The organism is Sphingomonas sp. R1 (assembly GCF_025960285.1).
Classification (GTDB): Bacteria; Pseudomonadota; Alphaproteobacteria; order Sphingomonadales; family Sphingomonadaceae; genus Sphingomonas.
The window spans coordinates 2,278,350-2,299,947 of the sequence record NZ_CP110111.1; the positions used below are offsets into that span (position 1 = coordinate 2,278,350).

At 68.6% G+C, this 21,598-nt stretch carries 13 protein-coding genes; 3 read left to right on the forward strand and 10 right to left on the reverse strand.

The annotated features are described in order from the left end of the window. Positions 1-51 precede the first annotated feature (51 nt). The 4 genes from OIM94_RS10995 to OIM94_RS11010 all read right to left on the reverse strand — a co-directional run bounded on the left by OIM94_RS10995 (position 52) and on the right by OIM94_RS11010 (position 6,001). Entirely contained in the window at positions 52-1,086 is a 1,035-nt protein-coding gene (locus OIM94_RS10995; RefSeq protein WP_264606773.1) for an aldose epimerase family protein, read from the reverse strand. Continuing rightward, positions 1,083-3,536 (reverse strand): glycoside hydrolase family 3 protein, encoded by a 2,454-nt coding sequence (locus OIM94_RS11000; protein ID WP_264606774.1) that lies wholly within the window; start codon positions 3,534-3,536, stop codon positions 1,083-1,085. Before OIM94_RS11000 ends, OIM94_RS10995 begins: the two co-directional genes overlap by 4 nt. 126 nt (positions 3,537-3,662) lie before the next feature. After that, complete coding sequence (locus OIM94_RS11005; protein ID WP_264606775.1) at positions 3,663-4,592, reverse strand: ROK family protein; 930 nt, start codon at positions 4,590-4,592, stop codon at positions 3,663-3,665. A 185-nt stretch (positions 4,593-4,777) separates the two neighbouring features. Next, positions 4,778-6,001, reverse strand: coding sequence for an ROK family transcriptional regulator (locus OIM94_RS11010; protein WP_264606776.1), 1,224 nt, complete (start codon positions 5,999-6,001; stop codon positions 4,778-4,780). Positions 6,002-6,169: 168 nt separating this feature from the next. Here OIM94_RS11010 and OIM94_RS11015 point away from each other — a divergent pair, with 168 nt between their 5' ends. Beyond that, complete coding sequence (locus tag OIM94_RS11015; RefSeq protein WP_264606777.1) at positions 6,170-9,592, forward strand: glycosyl hydrolase 2 galactose-binding domain-containing protein; 3,423 nt, start codon at positions 6,170-6,172, stop codon at positions 9,590-9,592. A gap of 135 nt (positions 9,593-9,727) precedes the next feature. On the opposite strand, the gene OIM94_RS11020 is transcribed toward OIM94_RS11015, so the two are convergent. Genes OIM94_RS11020 through OIM94_RS11030 form a run of 3 tightly spaced genes read right to left on the reverse strand, consistent with a single transcriptional unit; the run spans position 9,728 to position 15,494 of the window. Then, a complete protein-coding gene (locus OIM94_RS11020) occupies positions 9,728-11,161 on the reverse strand; it encodes an efflux transporter outer membrane subunit (protein WP_264609886.1) in 1,434 nt (477 codons plus the stop codon). After that, positions 11,161-14,331: an efflux RND transporter permease subunit gene (locus OIM94_RS11025; protein ID WP_264606778.1), complete on the reverse strand. Its 3,171-nt coding sequence runs from the start codon at positions 14,329-14,331 to the stop codon at positions 11,161-11,163. Before OIM94_RS11025 ends, OIM94_RS11020 begins: the two co-directional genes overlap by 1 nt. After that, on the reverse strand, positions 14,328-15,494 hold the full coding sequence (locus tag OIM94_RS11030) for an efflux RND transporter periplasmic adaptor subunit (RefSeq protein ID WP_413716398.1): 1,167 nt from the start codon (positions 15,492-15,494) through the stop codon (positions 14,328-14,330). The genes OIM94_RS11025 and OIM94_RS11030 overlap by 4 nt, the downstream gene beginning before the upstream one ends. 179 nt (positions 15,495-15,673) lie before the next feature. Between OIM94_RS11030 and OIM94_RS11035 the strand changes: the two genes are divergently transcribed. Together OIM94_RS11035 and OIM94_RS11040 are read left to right on the forward strand one after the other, a co-directional pair. Then, the gene (locus tag OIM94_RS11035; protein ID WP_264606780.1) at positions 15,674-16,354 is read left to right on the forward strand and encodes a response regulator transcription factor; all 681 of its coding nucleotides are present in this window, start codon (positions 15,674-15,676) and stop codon (positions 16,352-16,354) included. Positions 16,355-16,388: 34 nt separating this feature from the next. Next, positions 16,389-17,756, forward strand: coding sequence for a sensor histidine kinase (locus OIM94_RS11040; protein ID WP_264606781.1), 1,368 nt, complete (start codon positions 16,389-16,391; stop codon positions 17,754-17,756). On the opposite strand, the gene OIM94_RS11045 is transcribed toward OIM94_RS11040, so the two are convergent. The 3 genes from OIM94_RS11045 to OIM94_RS11055 are packed head-to-tail and all read right to left on the reverse strand — an operon-like array spanning position 17,740 to position 21,596. Next, the gene (locus OIM94_RS11045) at positions 17,740-20,145 is read right to left on the reverse strand and encodes a TonB-dependent receptor domain-containing protein (RefSeq protein ID WP_264606782.1); all 2,406 of its coding nucleotides are present in this window, start codon (positions 20,143-20,145) and stop codon (positions 17,740-17,742) included. The genes OIM94_RS11040 and OIM94_RS11045 overlap by 17 nt on opposite strands. Continuing rightward, the gene (locus OIM94_RS11050; protein ID WP_264606783.1) at positions 20,096-21,049 is read right to left on the reverse strand and encodes a FecR family protein; all 954 of its coding nucleotides are present in this window, start codon (positions 21,047-21,049) and stop codon (positions 20,096-20,098) included. Before OIM94_RS11050 ends, OIM94_RS11045 begins: the two co-directional genes overlap by 50 nt. Then, positions 21,039-21,596 (reverse strand): RNA polymerase sigma factor, encoded by a 558-nt coding sequence (locus OIM94_RS11055; protein WP_413716353.1) that lies wholly within the window; start codon positions 21,594-21,596, stop codon positions 21,039-21,041. Before OIM94_RS11055 ends, OIM94_RS11050 begins: the two co-directional genes overlap by 11 nt. Positions 21,597-21,598 lie beyond the last annotated feature (2 nt).

Sequence of the window (21,598 nt, forward strand, 5' to 3'; positions counted from 1 at the left end):
GGCGGAATCGCTCCCCCCGGCACCTCCTCGGGTAGGAGAGGCTTGCAGGCTTTACCCGAACGCCTCGTCCATGTCCGCCGCCGTGCGAAACCGGAAGGCCATGCTGTGCCGGTAGGTCTCGCCCGCCTCCACCCGCGCGCTGGGAAAGCCCGGCTGGTTCGGACTGTCGGGAAATTTCTGCGGCTCCAGGCACAGCCCACCGCATTTCGGATACACGCCGCCGCCGGTCCCCGGCGCGCCGTCGGCCAGATAGTTGCCCGAATAGACCTGCACGCCCGGTTCGGTCGAATACACCTCCAGCACCCGGCCCGAGCCGGGATCGAACAGGGTGGCGATCCGGCGCTCGAACCCCGCGGGTCCGTCGAGCACGAAATTGTGATCATAGCCCTGGCCGAGCGCGAGTTGCGCGTCATCGGCATCGATATCGCGACCGATCGGCTTGGGCGTGCGAAAGTCGAACGGGCCGCCATCCACGGGTGCCAGATCGCCCGTCGGGATCAGTTCGCCGGTCACCGGTGTGGTCGCGCTCGCGGGCACTTGCAACAGGTGACCGAGGATCGTGGTGCCGCTGCTCTCGCCTGCCAGGTTGAAATAGGCATGCTGCGTCAGGTTGACGATCGTCGCACGGTCCGCCGTGGCGGTGAAACGGACCGCCAGCCCGTCATCCTCAAGCGCATATTCGACCCTGGCGACCAGATCGCCGGGAAAGCCGTTCCAGCCATGCGGGCTGTCGAGCCGGAAGGTGACGGCGGTGTCGCTGCGCGCCTCCACGCTCCAGATCTGCTGGTCGAACCCGTCCGGCCCCGAATGCAGGCTGTTGCCGCCCTCGTTGGTGGTCAGCTGGAAGGTTTCGCCGTCCAGCGTGACGCGGCCGCCTGCGATGCGGTTGGCATACCGTCCCGCCACCGCGCCGTAATAGCGCGGCGGCCGGCGGCGATAGTCCTCGAGATCGGCATAGCCGAGCACGACATTGTCAGGCTGCCCATGCCGATCCGGCACGTCGAGCCGGCGCAGCGTCGCGCCGAGCGTGAGAAACTGCGCGCGGAGGGAGCCGCGCGCGATCTCTACGATCTCGATGTCGCTCATTGGCCCGGGCATACCGAGTTGTTGGGCTCGGACACGATCCGCGCCTCGGCAAGCGACACGACGAACGGGCCGTTCGCCTGCAGCACCACCGGCGCGGTCACCTTGGTCACGTCGACGCCGTTCTTCTGGTAGCATTTCAGCAGGACGTTCACCGTCTGCCAGCCGCGCTTGCCGGCGAACAGGCTGGTCGCATCGATCGCGCCGGTGTTCTTGCCGCCTTCCATCAGCAGCTTGACCGGCCCGGTCGGCGCGGTGTCGACGCGGTAGACGAAGCGGATCGACAGTTCGCCATTGGTCTCGCGGCTGAGATCGAGGTCGCTACCGCCGATGCGAAGCGTTGCGGGGCCGGCGGGCCAGCTCAGCTGCTGCGCGCCTTCCTGCGTCGCCGGCCCGTCGACGGTCTTACGGGTGATTCCGCTGTCGGTCGCGAACGAGAAGGGCGCCGGGGTCACGCCCTTGGCGAAGAAAGTGCTGACATTGGCCAGCGAGGCATCGACGCCCGAGACTTCGCTGAGCGTGGCCACGGTGCCCGGCTTGGCGTAGCTGAGGCCATAGCCAAACGCGAACAGCGGGTCATAGTCCGGCTCGCCCCGATTGAGCGTGAACTGGCCGGCGGTCTTGGGCCAGCTGAACGACAGCGTGCCGGTGAAGTCGCGGCGCGGCTTGCCGGCCTTGTCGCCGATCAGCACATCGGCCACGCCCGCGCCTTCGCTGCCCGGCAGCCACGCGGCGACGAACGCGTCCGAGGCGTTGAGCTCGGAATTCACCCAGAGCGGACGCCCCGAGAGAAACACCGAGACGACCGGCACGCCCGCCGCCTTCAGCTTCTTGAGCAGCGCCAGCGCCTGCTTGTCGCCCGGCTGGAACTCCAGCGTGCGCACGTCGCCGCGCATCTCGGCATAGGGCTCCTCACCGAACACGACGATCGCCACGTCGGGCTTGCTCGTGAAGCTGCCGTCCGCGGAGAGCGTCGCGGTGCCGCCGCCCGCCTTCACCGCCGCCTGGATGCCGGCGAAGATCGTCTCGCCGTTGGGGAACATCGCGTTCGGATTGCCATCGCCCTGCCAGCTGAGCGTCCAGCCGCCCGACTGCTGCGCCATCGAATCCGCACCCGGCCCCGCGACCAGCACGTTGGCGCTCGCCTTCACCGGCAGCACGCCGCTGTTCTTGAGCAGCACCAGCGACTTGGCCACGGCCTCGCGCGCGATGGCGCGGTGCTCGGGCGAGCCGATTACCTCAGGCTTGCTCTCATAGGGGCGGGCCGGGTTGAACAGGCCCATCTGCACCTTCACGCGCAGGATGCGGCGCACCGCATCGTCGATCCGCGCCATCGGGATCGTGCCGTCCTTGGCGTGTGCGAGCGTCGATTCGTACAGGCCCTTCCAGCTGTCCGGCGCCATCGCCATGTCGAGCCCGGCGTTGAACGTCGCGGCGCAATCGGTGGGAGTGCAGCCGGGGATCTGGGCATGACCGTTCCAGTCGCCGACGACGAAGCCGTCGAACCCCATCCTGCCCTTCAGCACATCGGTGAGCAGCGACTTGTTGCCGTGCATCTTGGTGCCGTTCCAGCTGCTGAACGAGGCCATCACGGTCATCGTGCCGGCATTCACCGCGCCCGGATAGCCGGCATTGTGGATGCGGATCAGCGCCTCTTCGGAAACGCGGGTATCGCCCTGGTCCTGCCCGCCAAAGGTGCCGCCGTCGCCGAGGAAGTGCTTGGCCGAGGCAGCGACATAGCCCTTCTGGAAGCGATCCTTGGTGCCCGGGGCGCCCTGCAGGCCGCGGATCATCGCGCCGGCATAGCTGCGCACCACCTCGGGCTCCTCGGAATAGCCCTCATAGGCGCGCCCCCAGCGCTCGTCCTGCGGCACCGCGAGCGTCGGCCCGAACGCCCAGTCCATGCCGACCGAGGCGGTTTCCTCGGCGGTGGCGCGGCCGATCTTCTCCATCAGCGCCGGATCGCGCATCGCGCCAAGGCCGACATTGTGCGGAAAGAGCGTCGCGCCGATCACGTTGTTGTTGCCATGCACGGCGTCGATGCCGAACATGATCGGGATCGGGGTATGCCCGACCTTGCGGGCAAGCGCCGCCTTCTGGAAGGCCTGCGCCGTCGCCAGCCAGGGGCCGCGGGGGCTGCGATCCGGCGCGCCGATGGGCGGCGAGCTGCCCCCGGCCAGGATCGAGCCGAGCGGATAGACGAGCAGATCCTCGGGCTTGATGCTGCCGATATCGGCCTGGATCATCTGGCCGACCTTCTCCTCCAGCGTCATCTTCGCCAGTAGGTCGCTGACGAATTTCTCGGTGGCAGGATCGATCAGGCCCTGGCTCTTCGCAGCCGGCCACTTGTCAGGATGGGCGGTAGACGACAGCGCTGTCGGCGTCAGCTGCGCAACGGCAGGCGTCGCGACCAGCATGGTGGTCGCCAAGAGCAGCTTCAGGCTGGCAGGCATTGTCTCTCTCCCGTTCGGTGTTCTGGTAGCGATACCGCAGGATCGGCGCCCAAGTCCATGCGCGGACGCGAAGCCCGCCGGGACGTTGGCGCCGTCTCGCGGCGTTGGATTCGGCATCTATCTGGTTCAGGCCACCTTTTCGACCGGAAATCCCGCATGCGCGCGATCCAGCGCGGACATCGCCAAGGCAATGGGGCCGAGCGACCCCGCCAGATCGCCGAGCGCGGGCGCGACGACATAGGGGGCCGGTGGCACCTCCAGATAGCCGGCGATGCTGTCGCGGAGCAGCGGATCGATGCGATCGAGTAGGTGGAGCTGGCGCTGGATCACGCCGCCGCCGATCGCGATGCGCTGCGGCCCACTGGTCGCGACCAGCGTGTGGCACAGCAGCGCGATCGCCGAGGCGACGCGATTCCACACCGGATGGTCGGCAGCCACCGTCTCGACCGGCTCGTCGCCCAGCGCCGCGCGGATGCCGGTGCCGGAGGCAAGACCCTCGATACAGTCGTCATGGAACGGGCAGCCGCTGGGAGCGCCATCGTCGGGCAGTCGCGGCACCCGGATGTGTCCCATCTCGCAATGCCCGATCCCGCGGGTCGGCAAGCCGTGGACCACCAGGCCGACGCCCACACCGGTGCCGACGGTGACATAGGCGAAGTCGCGAAGCCCCTGCCCGGCCCCCCAGCGCATCTCGGCCAGCGCCGCGCCGTTCACATCGGTGTCGAACGCCATCGGCACGGCATAGGGTGCCGCCAGCCGGCGCGCGACATTGGTGCCGCTCCAGCCGGGCTTGGAGGTGGTGAGGATGTGGCCGAACTGCGGGTTCGCGAAATCGAGGCAGACCGGCCCGAAACTGGCGATTCCCAGCGCGGCAAAGCCGGTCTCTGCCCACCAGCGCGCGAGGATCGTCTCGAGGGCCGACAGCGTGGCTTCGGGGGCCTGGGTGGGCACGGTTTCCTGCGCGAGGATCCTGTCCGGTCCCAGCGCAAGGGTCAGCACGCATTTGGTGCCGCCGAGCTCGATGCCCGCAAACGGGCGCGGTGCAGCCTGCGACATCAGCGGCCCACGCCCCGCACCCTTCGCACTGCCTGCTGCTCGATGCCCATCGAAGTCTTCCCTCCCCGCCACGTCGGCGCGTTGCCGATCTGCTGCCGATAGCGCGCACGCCAGGCGCGGCGCATCCTCTGCCTCGCAGTGCCGCGAGACACAAGATTAAACTTATTCGTTTGATTTAATCGCGGTCAGGCAAATGCGGCGATGGCCTCGCCATCGCCCGCCGGGGCTTTCCACAGCGCACTGCTCTTGGGCAGGAGGAAATAGCTGAACGGCAGGATGGCCGCGCCCACCGCCGGGGCGTCGGCGGAGAGCTGTGCACGGGCGATCGGGGCCAGCGCAGGCGCATCGCCCCCCTGTTCGGCGAGAACCGCATTGGCGCGGGCGGCGAGCCGGTCGACATGACGGCCCGGTAGCCGGCCGCCGATCAGCACGGCTTCGGGATTGATCAGGCAGTTCACCGCAAGCAACGGCTGGACGAGCAGCCGCGCCGCCTCCTCGATCCAGGCATCCACCACCGCTTCGAGCGCGGGATCGCTGCCGTCGCAGGCCAGCATGTCCTGCACGGTGTACCCGGCCGCCTCCAGCGGCAGGGCGAGCCCGGACAGCGAGACATGCGCCTGGATTTGGCGCGCCACGCCGTCCCCATCGCGATGGGTGAGGAAACCCAGCTCGCCGCTCCGCCCGGTAGCGCCCCGGAAGTAATTGCTGTCGATCACCAGCCCGCCGCCCAGCGCCGAGGAGATCAGGATGTAGAAGAAGCTCGAATGCTGCAGGCCCAGCCCCAGCTGCAGCTCGCCCATCGCGGCGGCGGCGGCATCGTTCTCGACGAACACCGGCAGGTCGAGCGGCTCGACGAGCAGCTCGGCGAGGTCGGTCTCTTCCCAGCGCCGATAGGCGTCCGGCATGCCCGGCAGCGCGATCAGGCCGAGATCGTCCGGGCTGGCGATACCGAGACCGACGATCCGCCGCCGATCCACCCCCGCGGAGGCGATCAGCGCCTCCACCTCGGCCCGGTAGAAGGCCGCCACCTGCTCGGGTAGCGCGAAATCGATTTCCCGGCTCGCGCGCGCCACGGTCTCCCCGAGGAAATCCACGAGCACGAGCGTGACGTGATCGCGGTCGATGTTGAGGCCCAGCGAATAGCAGGCCTGGGGATTGATGATCAGGTTCGTCGGCGGCTGCCCGCGCCCGCCGAAGCGCCGCCCGGCTTCCTGGATCAGCCCGTCCGCCAGCAGCCGCTTGGTGATGTTCGCGATCGCCGCCGCGGTCAGGCCGGTAATCCGCGCCAGATCCACCCGGGTCAGCGATCCGTTGGCGCGGATCGCATGCAGCGTGACACGCTGGTTATGGTCAGCGGCACGTTCGAGGTTGGTACCCGAAAGGCGGATCGGAGGGCGGCCGCTGGTCATGGTGGTTGCGATAACAGTCGATTTGAGGCCAGGGTGCAAGCGCCGATGCGACGTGCATGGTTGAATTACTAAATTTGGTGAATAAAAACGGCGACGTGCCGAGATGGCGACGAACGGACCCCGGGGCGCGACAGCGCGGGCCCGGCGCACAGTTGGGGAGGAATATCGATGCGCAACTCTACCCGCGCCATGCTCGTGGGCGCCGCCATGCTGGCCATCACCGCCGTGCAGGCGGCCGAGCCCGATAATGGCGGGCCCTACAATGCCAGCTTCCTCGCCGGCGGCATCGGCATCGAACGGCCGCTGAGCGGGGCCGATGCGCTGTTGCGCTCGGGCGCCCCGGTGACATTGTCGGCCTGGGTGAAGCCCGATCTGGTGCAGCAGGGCGTGGTGACGCTGATCGCGTTCGGCGATCCCGCCGGCGACTGCCGCTGCCTGGGCTTGCGCGGCGGCGCACTCCACTTCTTCGGCAGCGGCACCGCCGTGAACAGCACGCCCAAGCTCGCAGCAGGCCGCTGGGCACATGTCGCCGCAGTGATCGAGGGCGGCCGGGTCCGGCTCTATCTCGACGGCAAGCAGGTCGGCGAGGGCGCGCTGAACGGCGCGGCGGTCGATGCCCGGATCGCGCTGGCACCGGTGGTGGCGGGGCAGGCCCATTTCGGCGGCGCGCTGGTATCGGCCCAGCTGCGCGGCGTCGCGCTGGGCGCCAGCGAGGTGCAGGGAGAGGCCGGCAATCCCCCGGCGTTCGAGCTGGTCCAGATGTGGCGTGTCGGCGTCGGCTGGGACCTGCAAAAGACCGCCAATATCGGCATGACGCGCCAGCAGGATCCCTGGACGCTGCCGCAGAGTGCGACGGCCTATACCCCGCCCATCGCAAAGCCCGTGCCGACGCTGCCGAGCCTGGCGCCTGCGGGTCCGCTGCGCTGGCAGATCAACGGCTGGCAGCTGGCAGCCGCGCCCGGCATCCCCGCCGACGGCGGCACGCTCTCGCGCCCCGGCAGGCCCGAGGGCACCTGGTATGCCGCGACGGTGCCCGGCACGGTGCTGACCACGCTGGTCGATCGCGGCGTGTATCCGGATCCCTATTACGGCCTCAACAATCTCAAGATTCCCGAGAGCCTTGCCCGCCAGGATTATTGGTACCGCACCAGCTTCACCGTGCCGGCCGAGGCCGCGGGAAAGCGCCTTACCCTCGTGTTCGGCGGCATCAACTACGCCGCGGAAGTGTGGGTCAACGGCCAGCGCCAGGGCGGCACGCGCGGCGCCTTCATTCGCGGCCAGTTCGAGATCGTGCCTGCGGCCGGCGAGAACGTCGTCGCCGTGCGCGTCTCGCCGCCGCCGCATCCCGGCATTCCGCACGAACAGTCGATCAAGGCCGGCGTCGGCGAGAATGGCGGCCAGCTCGCGATCGACGGCCCCACTTTCGTCGCGACCGAGGGCTGGGACTGGATCCCCGGCATCCGCGATCGCAACACCGGCATCTGGCGCCCCGTCGAGCTGGTCGCGACCGGCGACGTCAAGATCGGCGACCCGCATGTCGTGACCGACCTGCCGCTGCCGCGCACCGACAGCGCCGACGTCTACATCACCGTGCCGTTCGAGAACCGCGCCGCCGCCGCCCAGCCGGTGACGATCCGCGCCGCGTTCGACGACGTGACGGTGGAAAAGACCGTCACCGCGCAGCCGGGCAAGGGCGAGGTTCGCTTCGCGCCGGCGGAGTTCCATCAGTTGACCGTGCGCAACCCGAAGCTGTGGTGGCCGAACGGCTATGGCGATCCGGCGCTGCACGACCTCAAGATCGAGGCGGCCGCGAACGGCCAGCCGAGCGACACCAAGGCACTGCGCTTCGGCATCCGCGAAGTGAGCTACGACCTGTCGCTGTTCGACCATCTCGGCCAGCTGCGCCGCGTGAACCTGCAGCTGACCGACGGTTCGCTCGCCGGCCAGCAGCTGATCGACGTCCGCCACGAAGCGCTCAAGCAGAGCCCGACCGGCTGGGCAGAATCGCTCACCCCCGCGGGCGAAACCTCCAAGGCGGTCACCGCCATCCCCGAGGAGACGCTGCCCGAGCCGCACCTCGTCATCCGCGTCAACGGCGTGAAGATCGCTGCGCGCGGCGGCAACTGGGGCATGGACGATGCGATGAAGCAGGTCAGCCGCGAGCGGCTCGCCCCCTATTTCCGCCTCCAGCGCGAGGCGCACATGAACATCCTCCGCAACTGGATGGGCAATAACGACGAAGAGGAGTTCTTCGAGCTCGCCGACGAGAACGGCATGATGGTGCTCAACGATTTCTGGCAATCGACCCAGAATTTCCAGGTCGAGCCGGACGACGCCGGACTGTTCCTCGCCAATGCCCGCGACACGGTGGCGCGCTACCGCAACCACCCCTCGATCATCGTGTGGTTCGGCCGCAACGAAGGCGTGCCCTACCCCACGCTCAACGAGGGGCTGGACCAGCTGATCCGCGAGCTGGACGGCACCCGCTGGTACACCGGCAGCTCGAACGTGGTGAACCTGCAGGGATCGGGCCCGTATAATTATCGGGCGCCGGTGGGCTATTTCACCGATCTCGCCACCGGATTCTCGGTCGAGACCGGCACGCCCTCGCTCTCCACGCTGGAATCGGTGGCGGCAACCATGCCCGCCAAGGATCGCTGGCCGCTGTCCGATACGCTCGCCTATCACGACTGGCACTTCGGCGGGAATGGCGACACCAAGAGCTTCATGACCGCGCTGACCACCATGTTCGGCCAGCCGCTCAGCTTCGAGGATTTCGAGCGCAAGGCGCAGATGATGAACCTCGAGACGCACAAGGCGATGTTCGAGGGCTTCCTGGGCCATCTCTGGACCAAGAACAGCGGTCGCCTGCTGTGGATGACGCACCCGTCCTGGCCGTCGAACATGTGGCAGATCTACAGCTGGGACTATGACACCCAGGCATCCTACTACGGCGCCAAGACCGCCGTGGAGCCGGTGCACATCCAGATCAACCAGCCGGACAACCAGCTGGTGGTGCTCAACACCACGCGCGACGACCAGCGCGGCCTCACCGCCAGGACCCGCGTCGTCAGCCTCGACAATGTCCAGCTGTTCGCCCGCACCGACAAGGTGGATGCCAAGGCCAACCGCGTGACGACGCTCGACGCCGTGCCGCTTGACCGGCTCTATGCGGCGAGCCCGATGCTGCTCGTCGAACTGACGCTGAGCGATGCCAAGGGCGCGATCGTCTCGCGCAACTTCTACTGGCGCGGCCGCGACGATACTGCCTATCGCGCGCTGGAAAGCCTCGCCTCGGTACCGCTCGAGGTGCAGGCGAGCACGCCCAAGCTCGACGGCGAGGACAAGGCGATCACCGTCACCGTCGCCAACAAGGGCACGGTGCCGGTGCTCAACGCCAAGTTCACGCTGGTCGATGCCGAGGGCAAGCGCATCCTGCCGGCCTATTACAGCGACAACTATGTTTCGCTGCTTCCGGGCCAGCACCGCGTGCTGAGCGTGCGCTACCCGTCGGGAATCACGGCGGCGCCGCACCTCACCGTGCGCGGCTGGAACGTCAATCCGGCGACCGTGGCGGCGACGGGGAAGTAGCGCGGACCCGATCCCCGCCAGCCGTCATCCCGGCGAAAGCCGGGATCCATTCGCCGCGCCGCCGAAGCAAGTGCCGCGACGGTGACCCCAATGGATTCCGGCTTTCGCCGGAATGACGGCTGAGAAGCCGCGGGCTTAGCGCCCAGCCGCCCGCAGGTCCGCCGGCGTGCTGCCCGAGGCGAGGAACAGCGCGACGCTGTCTGCCAGCCGCGCGCCCTTGGCCTGGACCAGCTGCACCGATGCCTGCGACGCGGCCGAGGAGGCGTTGAGCAGCTGCAGCGTGCCCAGAGCGCCCAACTCCACCTGCCGGCGCGTCATCGCCAGCGTGCGGCTCGCCGCCGCATCGGCGCGCGCGGCGGCATCGAGCGCCTCGGCATCGGTGCGCAGCCCCGCGATCGCATCGTCGACATCGAGGAACGCCTGGAGCGCTGTTGCGCGATACTGCGCCTTGGCCTCGTCGAGCGCCGCTTCCGCCGCGCGCTGCTGGTGCTTCAGCTGGCCGGCATGGAAGATCGGCTGGGTCACCCCGCCAAGGATTGAGAAGAACGGATTGCCGTCCTTGAACAGGTCGAGGAAGCGCGTCGCCGATCCGCCGGCATTGCCGGTGAGCGTGACCGAGGGCAGGCGGGCGGCGATCGCCGAACCGACGTCCGCCGCCGCCCCCTGCACCTGCGCTTCCGCCGCACGCACGTCCGGACGAGCGGCAACGATGTCCGCCGGCAGCGCGACCGGCAGGCTGGCCGGCAGCTGCAGCTCGGCGAGGCTCGGCAGATCGGCGGCGGTGCCCGGCGCCTGGCCGGTGAGCGTCGCGATCAGCCCGGCCTGGTGCCGCGCCTGGCGCTCCAGCGGCGGCAGCGTCGCCTCGATGGTGGCGAGGGCGGTCTGCTGCGCGCCTACATCGGCTTCGCCGATGTCCCCGAGCGCACGCCGCTTTTCGAGCAGCGTCACCAAGTCGCGATTGTCGCGGATCGCCGCCTGGGTGGCATCGATCTGCGCCTGCAGGGCGGCGTGCTGGATCACCGCGAGGACGAGATTGGCGATCGCTGTCGCCTGCGCCGCATGCAGCCGATGCGCCGCGACATCGGCCGCCGCCCGCGCCGAGCGCACCTTGTTGCGGCCCGCCCCGAACAGGTCGAGCGGATAGGCGACGGTCAGCTGCGCGGTGTGCAGCGTGTAGAGATAGTCGTTCTGGTCAGCGAGCGGGCCGGAGAGCGCCTTGGAAATCCGCGTGCGCTGCGCCTGATAGTTCGCATCCACCTGCGGCCCGGTGCTGCCCGAGGCCGCCCGCGCCAGTTCCTGCGCCTGGCGCAGGTTCGCCTCGGCCGCCGCAAGATCGTTATTGTGGGCAAGCGCCTGCGCGACCAGCGCGTCGAGCCGGGTGCTGCCAAAGCCCTGCCACCAGTCCGGCACCACCGCGGCCCCGGCGACCAGTTGCTGCGTGCCCCCGCTGGCCGGGGCGATCGGCCCCGGCGCCTGGGCGGGGGGCAGGGGAACGGGGTTGGAAAGGTCGTGCGGGCCGACCGTGCAGCCGGCGAGCAGGACGAGCGGGATCAGCGAATGCCGGCGCATCATGCCTGCTCCATCGGGGTGCCGTCGACATGGTGGCGACGGACGGTGTGACCATGCGCGCCCTGATGGCGCGAGAACTTCAGGATCAGCGGCGGCAGCACCAACAGGATCAGCAGCGGCGCGAGCGTCATGCCGCCCACCACCACCAGCGCCAGCGGCTTCTGCACCTGGCTGCCGATGCCGGTGGAAATCGCCGCCGGCAGAAGGCCGATCGCGGCGACCAGACAGGTCATGATCACCGGACGGAGCGAATGATGCACCGTCGCGGCCATCGCGGCCTCGTGGTCCATGTCCTCGTTGACGTTCTGGTTGAACGTGCTGACGACGAGAATCCCGTCCATCACCGCGATGCCGAACAGCGCGACGAAGCCGATCGCGGCGGAGATGCTGAACGCGGTGCCGGTCAGCGCCAGCGCCAGCACGCCGCCCACCATCGCCATCGGGATGACGCTGAACGCCAGAAGCGTGTCGCGGATCGAGCCGAAGTTCGCGAACAGCAGGACGAGGATCAGCACCAGGCTGATCGGCACCACCACTTCCAGCCGGTTGACGGCGTTGGTCAGGTTGCCCAGCTCGCCCGCCCATTCGAGGTGATAGCCTGGCGGCAGCTGAACATGCTTGGCGATTCGCGCCTGAGCCTCCGCGATGGTGCTGCCAAGATCGCGTCCACGCACGCTGAACTTGATCGGGACATAGCGTTCCTGGTGCTCGCGATAGATGAACGACGCGCCCGAGGTCAGCTTCACCTGCGCCACTTCGGAGAGCGGCACCTGGATCACGCCGTTGCCGGTCGGCGAGGGCGCGCCGATCTGGATGCGACGGATCGATTCGATGTCGTCGCGCTGCGAGGGGTCGAGCCGGACCACGATCGGGAAGTGCCGATCGGTCGACTTTTCATACAGGTCGCCGCTCGACTGCCCCCCGACCGCCGCTGCGACGGTGGCGTTGATGTCGTCCGGCGTCAGGCCGTAGCGGGCCGCGGCGGCGCGATCGACATCGATCCGCACCGTTGGCTGGCCGAGCGAATCGGAGATGCCGAGATCGGCGACGCCTTTGACCTGCGCCATCTGCGCCTTGATCTGGTTGGCGATCGATTCGAGCGTCTCGAGATCGCTGCCATAGATCTTGAGCGAGTTGGAGCTCTTCACCCCGGACGATGCTTCCTCGACGTTATCCTGGATGTACTGCGAGAATTCGAACTCCACCCCCGGATATTTGGCTGCGAGCTTCGCCTGCAGCTCAGCGGTGAGCGTCTCCTTGGTTACCCCCGCCGGCCACTCCTTGGCGGGCTTGAGCGGGGTGTAGAATTCGGCGTTGAAGAAGCCGGTCGGATCGGTGCCGTCATCCGGGCGGCCATGGGTAGAGACGACGCGGTCCACCTCCGGATAGCCGGCGATGATCTTGCGGATGCCGTTCACCGCATCCTCGCCCGCCTCGAGCGAGATCGATGCCGGCAGGCTGGCGCGGATGTAGAGATTGCCCTCCTCCAGGTGCGGCAGGAACTCGACGCCCAGCACGCGGATCGTCGCGAAGGAGCCGATCACGAGCAGCCCGGCAAGCCCGAAGGTGAGCAGCCGGTTGGCCAGTGTGAACGACACTGCGGGTTCGATCACGCGGCGGATCTGGCGCACCACCCAGGTATCGACTTCCTTCAGCTTGTCCGGCAGCAGCAGCGCCGCAAGCACCGGCGAGACGGTGAAGGCCGCGAGCAGGCCGCCGGCGATGGCATAGGCATAGGTCTTCGCCATCGGGCCGAAGATATGCCCCTCCACGCCGGTCAGCGTGAACAGCGGCAGGAAGCTGGCGATGATGATCGCGGCGGCAAAGAAGATGCCGCGGCTGACATCGCTCGAGGCATGGAGGATCGCCGAGAAGCGATTGGCCGGGCTGGCATGGATCCGCCCCTCGGTGATCGCGGTCGAACGGTCCGCGAGCCGCCGGTAGATCGCCTCCACCATGATCACTGCCGCATCGACGACGAGACCGAAATCGAGCGCGCCGAGCGACAGCAGGTTCGCCGATTCGCCCTGGATCACCAGGATCAGCACCGCGACCGAGAGCGCGAAGGGAATCGTGATCGCCACGATCAGCGCGCTGCGCAGATCACCGAGGAACAGATATTGCAGCGCGAAGATCAGGATCACGCCGACCAGCAGATTCTCCATCACCGTATGGGTGGTGACCGAGATCAGGTCCGAGCGATCATAGATGCGCTCGATCTTCACGCCGGGCGGCAGGATGCCGCTGGTGTTGATCGTCTCGATCTCTTCCTTGACGCGGTTGATCGTCGGCAGCGACTGGGCCCCGCGTTGCATCAGCACGATGCCCATGACGATATCGTCGTCTTGCCCCTCGCCCGCCACGCCGAGGCGCGGCAGATTGCCGATCTTCACCTGGCCGACGTCGCGCAGCAGCACCGGGGTGGTGCCGGTCATGCCGACCAGCACGTTGTTGATCGCGTCGACCGACTGGATCAGCCCGACGCCGCGGACGATTGCGGCCTGCTCGCCGAAATTGACCGTCTGGCCGCCGACGTTGGAATCGCTCTTACCGATCGCGGCCAGCACCTGCGGGACGGTCACGCCATGCGCGGTCAGCTTGTCGCGGTCGAGCTGGACCTCGTAGGAGCGCAGCTTGCCGCCCCAGCCGGTCACGTCGATCACGCCCGGGATGCGCTTGAAACGGCGCTGAAGCACCCAGTCCTGGATGGTCTTGAGATCCATCACCGAATAGCCGCTCGGACCGCTCAGCCGGTAGCGATAGATCTCCCCGATCGGGCTGGTCGGGGAGATCAGCGGCTGGGCGTTGTTGGGCAGGGTGCCGAGCTGCGAGAGGCGACCGAGCACCATCTGCTGCGCCTGCTCGTGGGTCACGTCATAGCTGAACTGGATCTTCACGTCGGACAGGCCGAACAGCGAGATCGAACGCACCGCGGTGAGGTGCGGGAGCCCCGCGATCGCCACCTCGATCGGGGTGGTGACGTTGCGCTCCATCTCCTCGGCGGAGATGCCGTCGCTCTGCGTCACCAGTTCCACCATCGGCGGCACCGGATCGGGATAGGCCTCGATGTTGAGGTTCAGAAAGCCCAGCACGCCCGCGGCGATCATGCCGATCAGGAGGGTGAGCACCAGCATCCGCTGGCGCAGCGCCATTTCGACGAGGCGGTTCATTCGCCGAGGCCCGCCTCGTTGACGAACAGTGCGCCCCTGGCGACGATCCTGTCACCGGGCTTCAGGCCGCCGAGCACGCGGGTGAGGCCACCATCGGTCTGGCCGATCTGCACGGGGCGTCCGTAAAGCAGGCCGTCGCTCGCGCGCACCCAGACTCGGGCGGCATCCCCCTCGTGGATCACCGACACGGCGGGGATCAGCACGCCCTGGCCGGTATCGACGGGGCGGCGGATGGTGAAGGCCGCAAACATCTGCGGCTTGAGCGCGCCGCCCGGATTGGCGATCGTCGCGCGTACCGGCAGGCGATGGGTCGTCGGATCGAGACCGGCGGCGACATTGTCGATCGTCGCGGTGAACTGCTGGCCGGGCAGCGCCGGCGTGGTGACGACCACCTGATCGCCGACGCGGATGCTGGCCGCTTCGCTCTCGGCCAACTGGGCGACCAGCCACACGCGGGCGGGATCGGTGATCGTCATCAGCGGCGTGGTGTTGCCGCTGCTCAGAAACTGGCCCGGCGCGACGCTGCGGTCCGCGATGATGCCCGAAACCGGCGCGCGATAGACCGTATAGGCCGAGGTACCGGCGCCTTCGGTGTGGCCGAACAGCGCCAGCCGGTCCTGCGCGGCACGCTGCGCCGCGTCGGCCTGACGCGCGGCGGACTGGGCCGACACGAAATCGGCCTGGGCCTGGAGGTAATCCTTCATCGCGCCGCCCGCGGTTTCGGTAATCGCCTTCTGGCGGGCGAGATTGCCTTGCGCGATGCGCAGCGCTTCGGTCGCGCTGGCGCGCTGCGCACTCGCGGCGAGGAGCGCGCTCCGCGCATCGATCAGCTCAGGCGAAGCGATGCGGAGCAGCGGCTGGCCGCGCGTCACGCGCTGGCCGGGCTCGACCAGCACCTGGAGCACCTGCCCGGAGAAGGGGAGCACGATCGGCGTGCTGTGATCGCCGTCCGCTTGAATTGAGCCACTGGCGCGGACCAGCTCGACATTGCTGCCGCCCTCGACCTTGACGAACTGAAGCTGTGCCAGCTGCTGCTGGGTCGGGCGGAAGGCCCCCGGCGGCAGCGGCGCTTCCTCCACCGGCTTGGGCGCGAGCATCGCCTGCACCGTATAGCCGATGACAAGCATCGCGATCACTGCGAGGACGATGAGCCCGAGCAGCATCGCCTGCGCGCGCGGCAACAGGCGGCGCGCGGGCGGCAGGCTGGTGGCTTGTTCCGAATGTCCAGTCACGCTTTTCCCTTCACGGGTGCAATATAGCAGACACACATTGTATTGCGGTCGATGCTGCACCGCGCCATTAGCGGCTGTCGCTGACAGGAAACTTACGAGATGCCGCTTTCATGCGCGTGCTGATGATCGAGGACGACCGGCCGCTGGCGCAGGCGTTGTCCGATGCGCTCCGGCACCGCGGCATCCACAGCGACGTGGCGGGCGGCATCGACGATGCCCGGCAGATGATCGCCGCCGCCCACTATGCGGCGATCCTGCTCGATCTGGGCCTGCCCGATGGCGACGGGCTCGATCTGGTGCGTCGTCTGCGGGCACAGAACAACCCGATTCCGGTGATCGCGGTGACGGCCCGCAGCGCGCTCGACATGAAGATCGCCGGTCTCAATGCCGGAGCGGACGATTATGTGGTGAAGCCGTTCGACGTGGACGAGCTCGCTGCCCGGTTGCACGCGGTGATGCGGCGGCAGGGGGCCATGGCCGGGGCCGAACTGCGCTTCGGCAATTTGCGGTTCGACACGGCATCGGGCGATCTCGTGATAGGCGACACCCCGGTGCTTCTCACCGCGCGCGAACGCCAGTTTGCCGCGCTGTTGCTGCGCCGTTTCGGCCAAGTCGTAAGCAAGCAGCTCGCCGAGGACCAGCTCTACGGGCTGAGCGAGCCCGTGGGATCCAACGCGCTGGAGGTGCAGGCCTATCGGCTGCGCCGCAAGCTGGAGGCGGCCGGCGCAACGGTCCGGATCGAGACGATCCGCGGCGTGGGCTATATCCTGCGCGAACTGGCGACGGGGTGATGCGGGACGCGGGCCGATCGGCTAGGCCGCTGCCATGACGCTATGGCCGCGCTCGCTGATCGCCCGCATCCTGCTGATCGAACTCGCCGCCATCGCGATCGCCGCGGTCGCGCTGCCGGTGCTGCTCACCACCTTCCTGCGTACCGAGGCGGAGCGTTACGAGCAGCGCACGCTCCAGAGCCAGGCGCATGCGATCGCGGGCAGCATCGCGCGCGCATCGGGCAAACCGGCGGTACGGCTGGATCCGATGGTCGCGCGCATCTACGCCTCGCCCTATGACGGCCGCGCCTTCGTGGTCGCCGACCGTGACGGAAGACCGATCGACGGCAGCCCCGAAGCCGATCTCGTCCCCTGGCGGGCGGCACCGCGCGGAGAGGCGCCCGCCTCGTTCCGCGCCGGCGCCTTTGTCGGCGTCAGCCTCCCGGTCTGGTCGGGTACCGATCGCCTGTGGGTGATCGTGACGCAGGATCGCACCGGCCCGGGTGCGATCCTCGACGATGTCGTACGCGGCTTCATCCGCCGCTACGATCCGGTGCTGGTCTCGATCCTGCTGCTCTTGCCGCTGATCAACAGCGCGCTGATCGCCCGGCTGGTGTTCGCAGTGCGTGCCGCCTCGCAGCAGGCGGCGACGATCGGGCCGCATTCGCTCGACGTCCGGCTGGAGGAAGCCGGCCTGCCGCTGGAGGTGGCCCCCCTCGCCCGCGCGACCAATGCGCTGCTGGTGCGACTGCAGGCGAGCTTTCGCAGCCAGTCCGAATTCGTCGCCAACGTGACCCACGAGCTTCGCACCCCGCTCGCCGTCCACCAGCTCGAGCTGGAATCGGTCGCCGACCCCGCGGTGCGCGCGCGGCTGCGACAATCCGCCAACCGGCTGGGCCATGTCGTCGCGCAGCTGCAGGATCTCGCCACGCTGGAGGTGATGGCGGAGGACCGGTTCGAAACCTTCGATGCCGGGCTGCTGGCGCAGGAGACGATCGGCCTGCATGCTCCCTCGATCCTCGCCGCGGGCGACACGATCGCCCTCGATTCCCCTCCTGTGCCAATATGGATCCGCGGCAACCGCGTGCTGGCCGGCCTAGCGCTGGCGAACCTGATCACCAATGCCAGTCGCCACACCCCGCCTGGCACCGCGATCGAGGTGCAGGTGACCGCAGACGGCGTGCTGCGGGTGCAGGATAACGGCCCGGGCATCGCCGCATCCGACCCAGAGGAGGCCACCAAACGCTATTGGCGGGCGGATCACCAGCGCTCGGATGGCGCCGGGCTCGGCCTGTCGATCGTCCGTCGGATCATGGACGTGCACCAGGGCCGTCTCGGCGTGGAGAGCGGCCCCGGCAAGGGCACCTGCGTTTCGTTGTGCTTCCCGCTTGCCGGGGACGCCGAGGTCACCAGCCCGTCGTGATGCCGATCCGCAGATTGCGGGGTCGCAGCGGCGTCAGCTGGTCGCGCAGGCTGAGCGTGAACGGGTTGCCATAGGCGAACTGGTTCGCCCGGCGGTCCGTAAGGTTTGCCAGGGTGAGGCTCAGCTCCGCCTTGCCGATGCGCAGCGTGGCATAGGCGTCGGCGGTCCAGTAGCGCCCCTGGCTGACGTCGAGAAAGTCGCCCGTGCCCAGCACCGATCGGCCGGTGTAATCCGCCGAAACCCCAATCAGCGGCTGCATCGGGCGCTGCTCCCAGCGATAGGAGAGCGCAGCGTGCGCGGCAAAGGGGGGCGTTTCGGGCAGCCGCCGATTGTTGCGCCGAGACAGATCGGCGACCGGCCCGCGCACGCGATTTTCGGTCAGCAGAAACGATCCTTGCGCCCGCAACCCCGCCACGGGGACCCAGTCGAGGGTGCCTTCCACCGCCAGGATCTTCGCGTTGCCGATATTGGCGGTGTAGGGCTGCCCCCTCTGCGTGATCAGATCGGCTTGCACGTCTTCCCACCGCGCGGCGGAAATGCTGCCCGAGGCGGTGAGCCCGGTGGCACCGCTCCGCAGCTTGCGGATACCTGCTTCCACCACCGTGATCGCGTCCGACTTATAGTCGGCCACGCGACCGATCCCCGGCGCGACGGCGAGACCGCCGGTGCGATAGCCGGTCTGGAAGCGCGCGAAGAGCGCCACCTCGCGGCCGATGCGCCACGATGCCGCGAGGGTGGGATCCAGGCGCCGGGTGAGGCGCCCGCGGACGAAATTGTTCGCCCGCGGCGTGGCCGATGGATCGCCGTCCGTCCGCGCCGACGTGTAGCGGCCGCCCACGGTGAACGACAGCGCCGGGGTCAGGACGAAGGTGGATTCGCCGAACGCCGAGAGCGCGGTCGTGACGTTGGTGACGCCGAGAATGCTGACATCCTGCCCAGGCTGGCCATAGCTGCGGGCGAGGATGTCCCGATCGCTGACATAGGTGAACCCCGCCACCCAGCTGTTGCCGTTGGACAGCGAGCGCGACAATCGCGCCTCCTGGCTGATCAGTTCCTTGTCGTGATTGGCGCGATACAGCGTGAGCGGCCCGATCACGCGGCCCTTGGCATTGCGCGGCGTCGCGTCGAACACCTCGTGCGTTTCGTACCCGGTGACGCCGCTGGCGGAAACGAAGCGCAGGCCGCTCCCCCAATCCTTGGTGATCACCACCCGGCCGAACAGCAGCGTGTTGTCGAACGGCTGCGCGGCCAGCGTGCGGCGGGTCAGCGTTCCCTCCGCGCGCTCGGCATATTGCCCGTCGCGCGTATCGATCCACTGGCCCGCACCGCTGGCCTCCACCTGCCAGCCCGCGCCGGGCTCGATGCGCAGCGCCGCGCGCAGGCCGGTGGTATCGCTGCGGTTGACGTCCGATCGCAGCCGATCGTCGTCGCGCAGATAGCCGCCCTCCCGGATCGCGTACCCGACCAGTCGCAGCCCGGCCCGGTCCGGCAGCAGCGGGATGTTGACCATGCCGGCCAGGTCGAAACCCGGCTGCGCGCCCTGGGTCGCCGTGACGCCCGTGGTCGCCGCGGTGGCGACATGCCGGAGGTCGACGCGATTGGAGGTCAGACGGATAACGCCGCCGATCGCACCGGAGCCGTACAGCGTGCCCTGCGGCCCCTCGAGCACTTCCACGCTGGCCATGTCGTACAGGCGCAGGCCGGGCTCGGGGCCCGAGTAATTCACCTGAACGTCGTCCAGATACACGCTGGTCGGCGACTGGGTGCTGCCGTTGAAGCTGCTGTCCGCGATCCCGCGGATGAACACCTTGTTGCGGCCCGCGCCCAGCTGCGTGCTCTGCAGGATCGGTACCTGGTGCGCCGCATCGCTCAAGGTGCCGGTCGGCGTGGCAGGCAGGCCGTTGACGCCCGCGGCGAGGGTGAGGCTGCCGGGATAACGTAGCAGCGAGACGCGCTGCTTGCTGGCGGTGACGACGATGTCTGGCCCGTGTACGGGCGCCGCCGGATCGATCGACGCCGCAGGCCTTGGCTGCGGCGTGGGCGGGCGAACGCGGCGGGGGCTGGCCTGCTCGATCCGATAGCCGCCTCCGGGCAGGCGGCGGGCGGCGTAGCCGGAGCCTCGCAGCAACCGCGCCAGCGCGGCATCGACGGTCAGCGATCCGCGGATCGCGGGGGTACGGATCGCCCGAAGGCCGGGGTCGATGCTCGCGATATCGACGCCGGTCTGGCGTGCCAGCTGGCCGATTGCGACATCGAGCGTGGTCGCCGGAATGAGGATGGCACTGCGCTGGGCCCAGGCGGGTGCGGCAGGCAGGGCGAGGACGAGTGCCAGCGCGAGGCTAGCGCGCGCCGCTTCCCTGTTCCGCCAAGATCCACTGCCCCGATTCACGCCGCCACGTTGCCCCGATCAATTCGGCCAGGCGCGGAACGTCGCGGTCGGCAGCGCCCGAGAAATGGACGACACCGGTAAATGGCCTTTCCGACAAACTACCCTGCAGGGCAATCTTGGTGCCGTAAAGCCGTTTGATCTCGCTCGCAACCTCACCCAAAGGTTGCCCGGCGAAGCTGAGGCGCCCCGCGCGCCAGCCACCGACGAGCGCGGGCGCAACCCGGGATTGGCGGGAGTCGCTGCCGTCGTCGCGTGCCGAAAGGGCATCGCCCGGCCGCAGGGTCACCGCCGTGCCCTGCGGCTGGAAGGCGACCGACCCTTCCGCCACGGAGACCGTCATCCGGCCCTGCGCATGCGCGACGTTGAACACGGTCCCCAGATCGCGGACCGCGACCGCGCCGACGCGCAGCGTGAACGGGCGGGCCTGATCGTGGCGGACATGAAAGAGCGCCTCGCCGCGATCGAGCGTCGCAACGCGCGGCGTGGCGCGATCCAGGGTAAGCTGGGTACCACCGCTCAGCTCGATCCTGGTGCCGTCGTCCAGCACGATCGACTGCCGTTCGCCGTTGCGGGTCGCCACCTGGTAGATCGCGCTGCGCGGCACCAGCGAGGGCGCGACCGCAAGCGCAACCGCCGCCGCCGCCGCCACGGCGCCGCCGCCGATCCACCAGCGCGTGCCGCGCGGCGCCGGCGCATTGTCGTTCTCCGCCTGGATCGCAGGGTCTGGAAAGCGCACCTCGGCGAGCAGCCGATCGGCCATCGCGACGCGATCATAGGCAGCCGCATGCGCCGGGCTCGCCTCGAGCCAGCCGACGAATTCGGCCCACACGTCCGCATCGGCGTCCGCCAGCCGCAGCTGCCAGGCAATCGCCGTCTCGATCGCGTCTGCTGTCTCAACCTGCACGGTCGGAACCCCTTTCACTATCCAGACGATGCGCGTCTGCCGAATCCCCACCAACGGATTCGAGACGCTCCTGAATTTTCCTGTAGGCCCGCTGCAGCAGCTTCTCGACACCGCTCACGCTGATGCCGAGATGCTCGGCGATGGCGCGCTGCGGCCGCTCCTCGATGCGGAACATGCGCAGCGCGGTGGCCATGCGTTCGGGCATTTCGCCGATTGCGTCCTCCACCGCCTGCCATTCGCTGCGCGCGACCAGCGTGCGCTCGGCATCGGGCACGTCCTCCGCACGCGGCTGCACTTCGACCCAGCCTGCATCGCGGGCGCCGCGCCGGCCGGCGGCGATCCGGCGATCGGTCGCGAGATTGGCGGCGACCCGATAGAGAAAGGCCGCGGGCTGGGCGATCGGCTGCTCCGCCAGCTGGTCGATCCGCAGCCACATGTCCTGCAGCGCATCCTCGGCATCGTCGCGATTGCCGAGCCGCGCGACGAGCAGGCGCAACAGCATCGGTCGCTGCGCCAGAAACACCGCCTTCAGCCCGCCATCGCTCACCG

Excerpts from the sequence above, each read along its gene's own strand:
- OIM94_RS10995 (WP_264606773.1), bottom strand. The coding sequence starts at position 1,086 with ATGAGCGACATCGAGATCGTAGAGATCGCGCGCGGCTCCCTCCGCGCG.
- OIM94_RS11000 (WP_264606774.1), bottom strand. The coding sequence starts at position 3,536 with ATGCCTGCCAGCCTGAAGCTGCTCTTGGCGACCACCATGCTGGTCGCG.
- OIM94_RS11005 (WP_264606775.1), bottom strand. The coding sequence starts at position 4,592 with ATGTCGCAGGCTGCACCGCGCCCGTTTGCGGGCATCGAGCTCGGCGGC.
- OIM94_RS11010 (WP_264606776.1), bottom strand. The coding sequence starts at position 6,001 with ATGACCAGCGGCCGCCCTCCGATCCGCCTTTCGGGTACCAACCTCGAA.
- OIM94_RS11015 (WP_264606777.1), top strand. The coding sequence starts at position 6,170 with ATGCGCAACTCTACCCGCGCCATGCTCGTGGGCGCCGCCATGCTGGCC.
- OIM94_RS11020 (WP_264609886.1), bottom strand. The coding sequence starts at position 11,161 with ATGCGCCGGCATTCGCTGATCCCGCTCGTCCTGCTCGCCGGCTGCACG.
- OIM94_RS11025 (WP_264606778.1), bottom strand. The coding sequence starts at position 14,331 with ATGAACCGCCTCGTCGAAATGGCGCTGCGCCAGCGGATGCTGGTGCTC.
- OIM94_RS11030 (WP_413716398.1), bottom strand. The coding sequence starts at position 15,494 with ATGCTGCTCGGGCTCATCGTCCTCGCAGTGATCGCGATGCTTGTCATC.
- OIM94_RS11035 (WP_264606780.1), top strand. The coding sequence starts at position 15,674 with ATGCGCGTGCTGATGATCGAGGACGACCGGCCGCTGGCGCAGGCGTTG.
- OIM94_RS11040 (WP_264606781.1), top strand. The coding sequence starts at position 16,389 with ATGACGCTATGGCCGCGCTCGCTGATCGCCCGCATCCTGCTGATCGAA.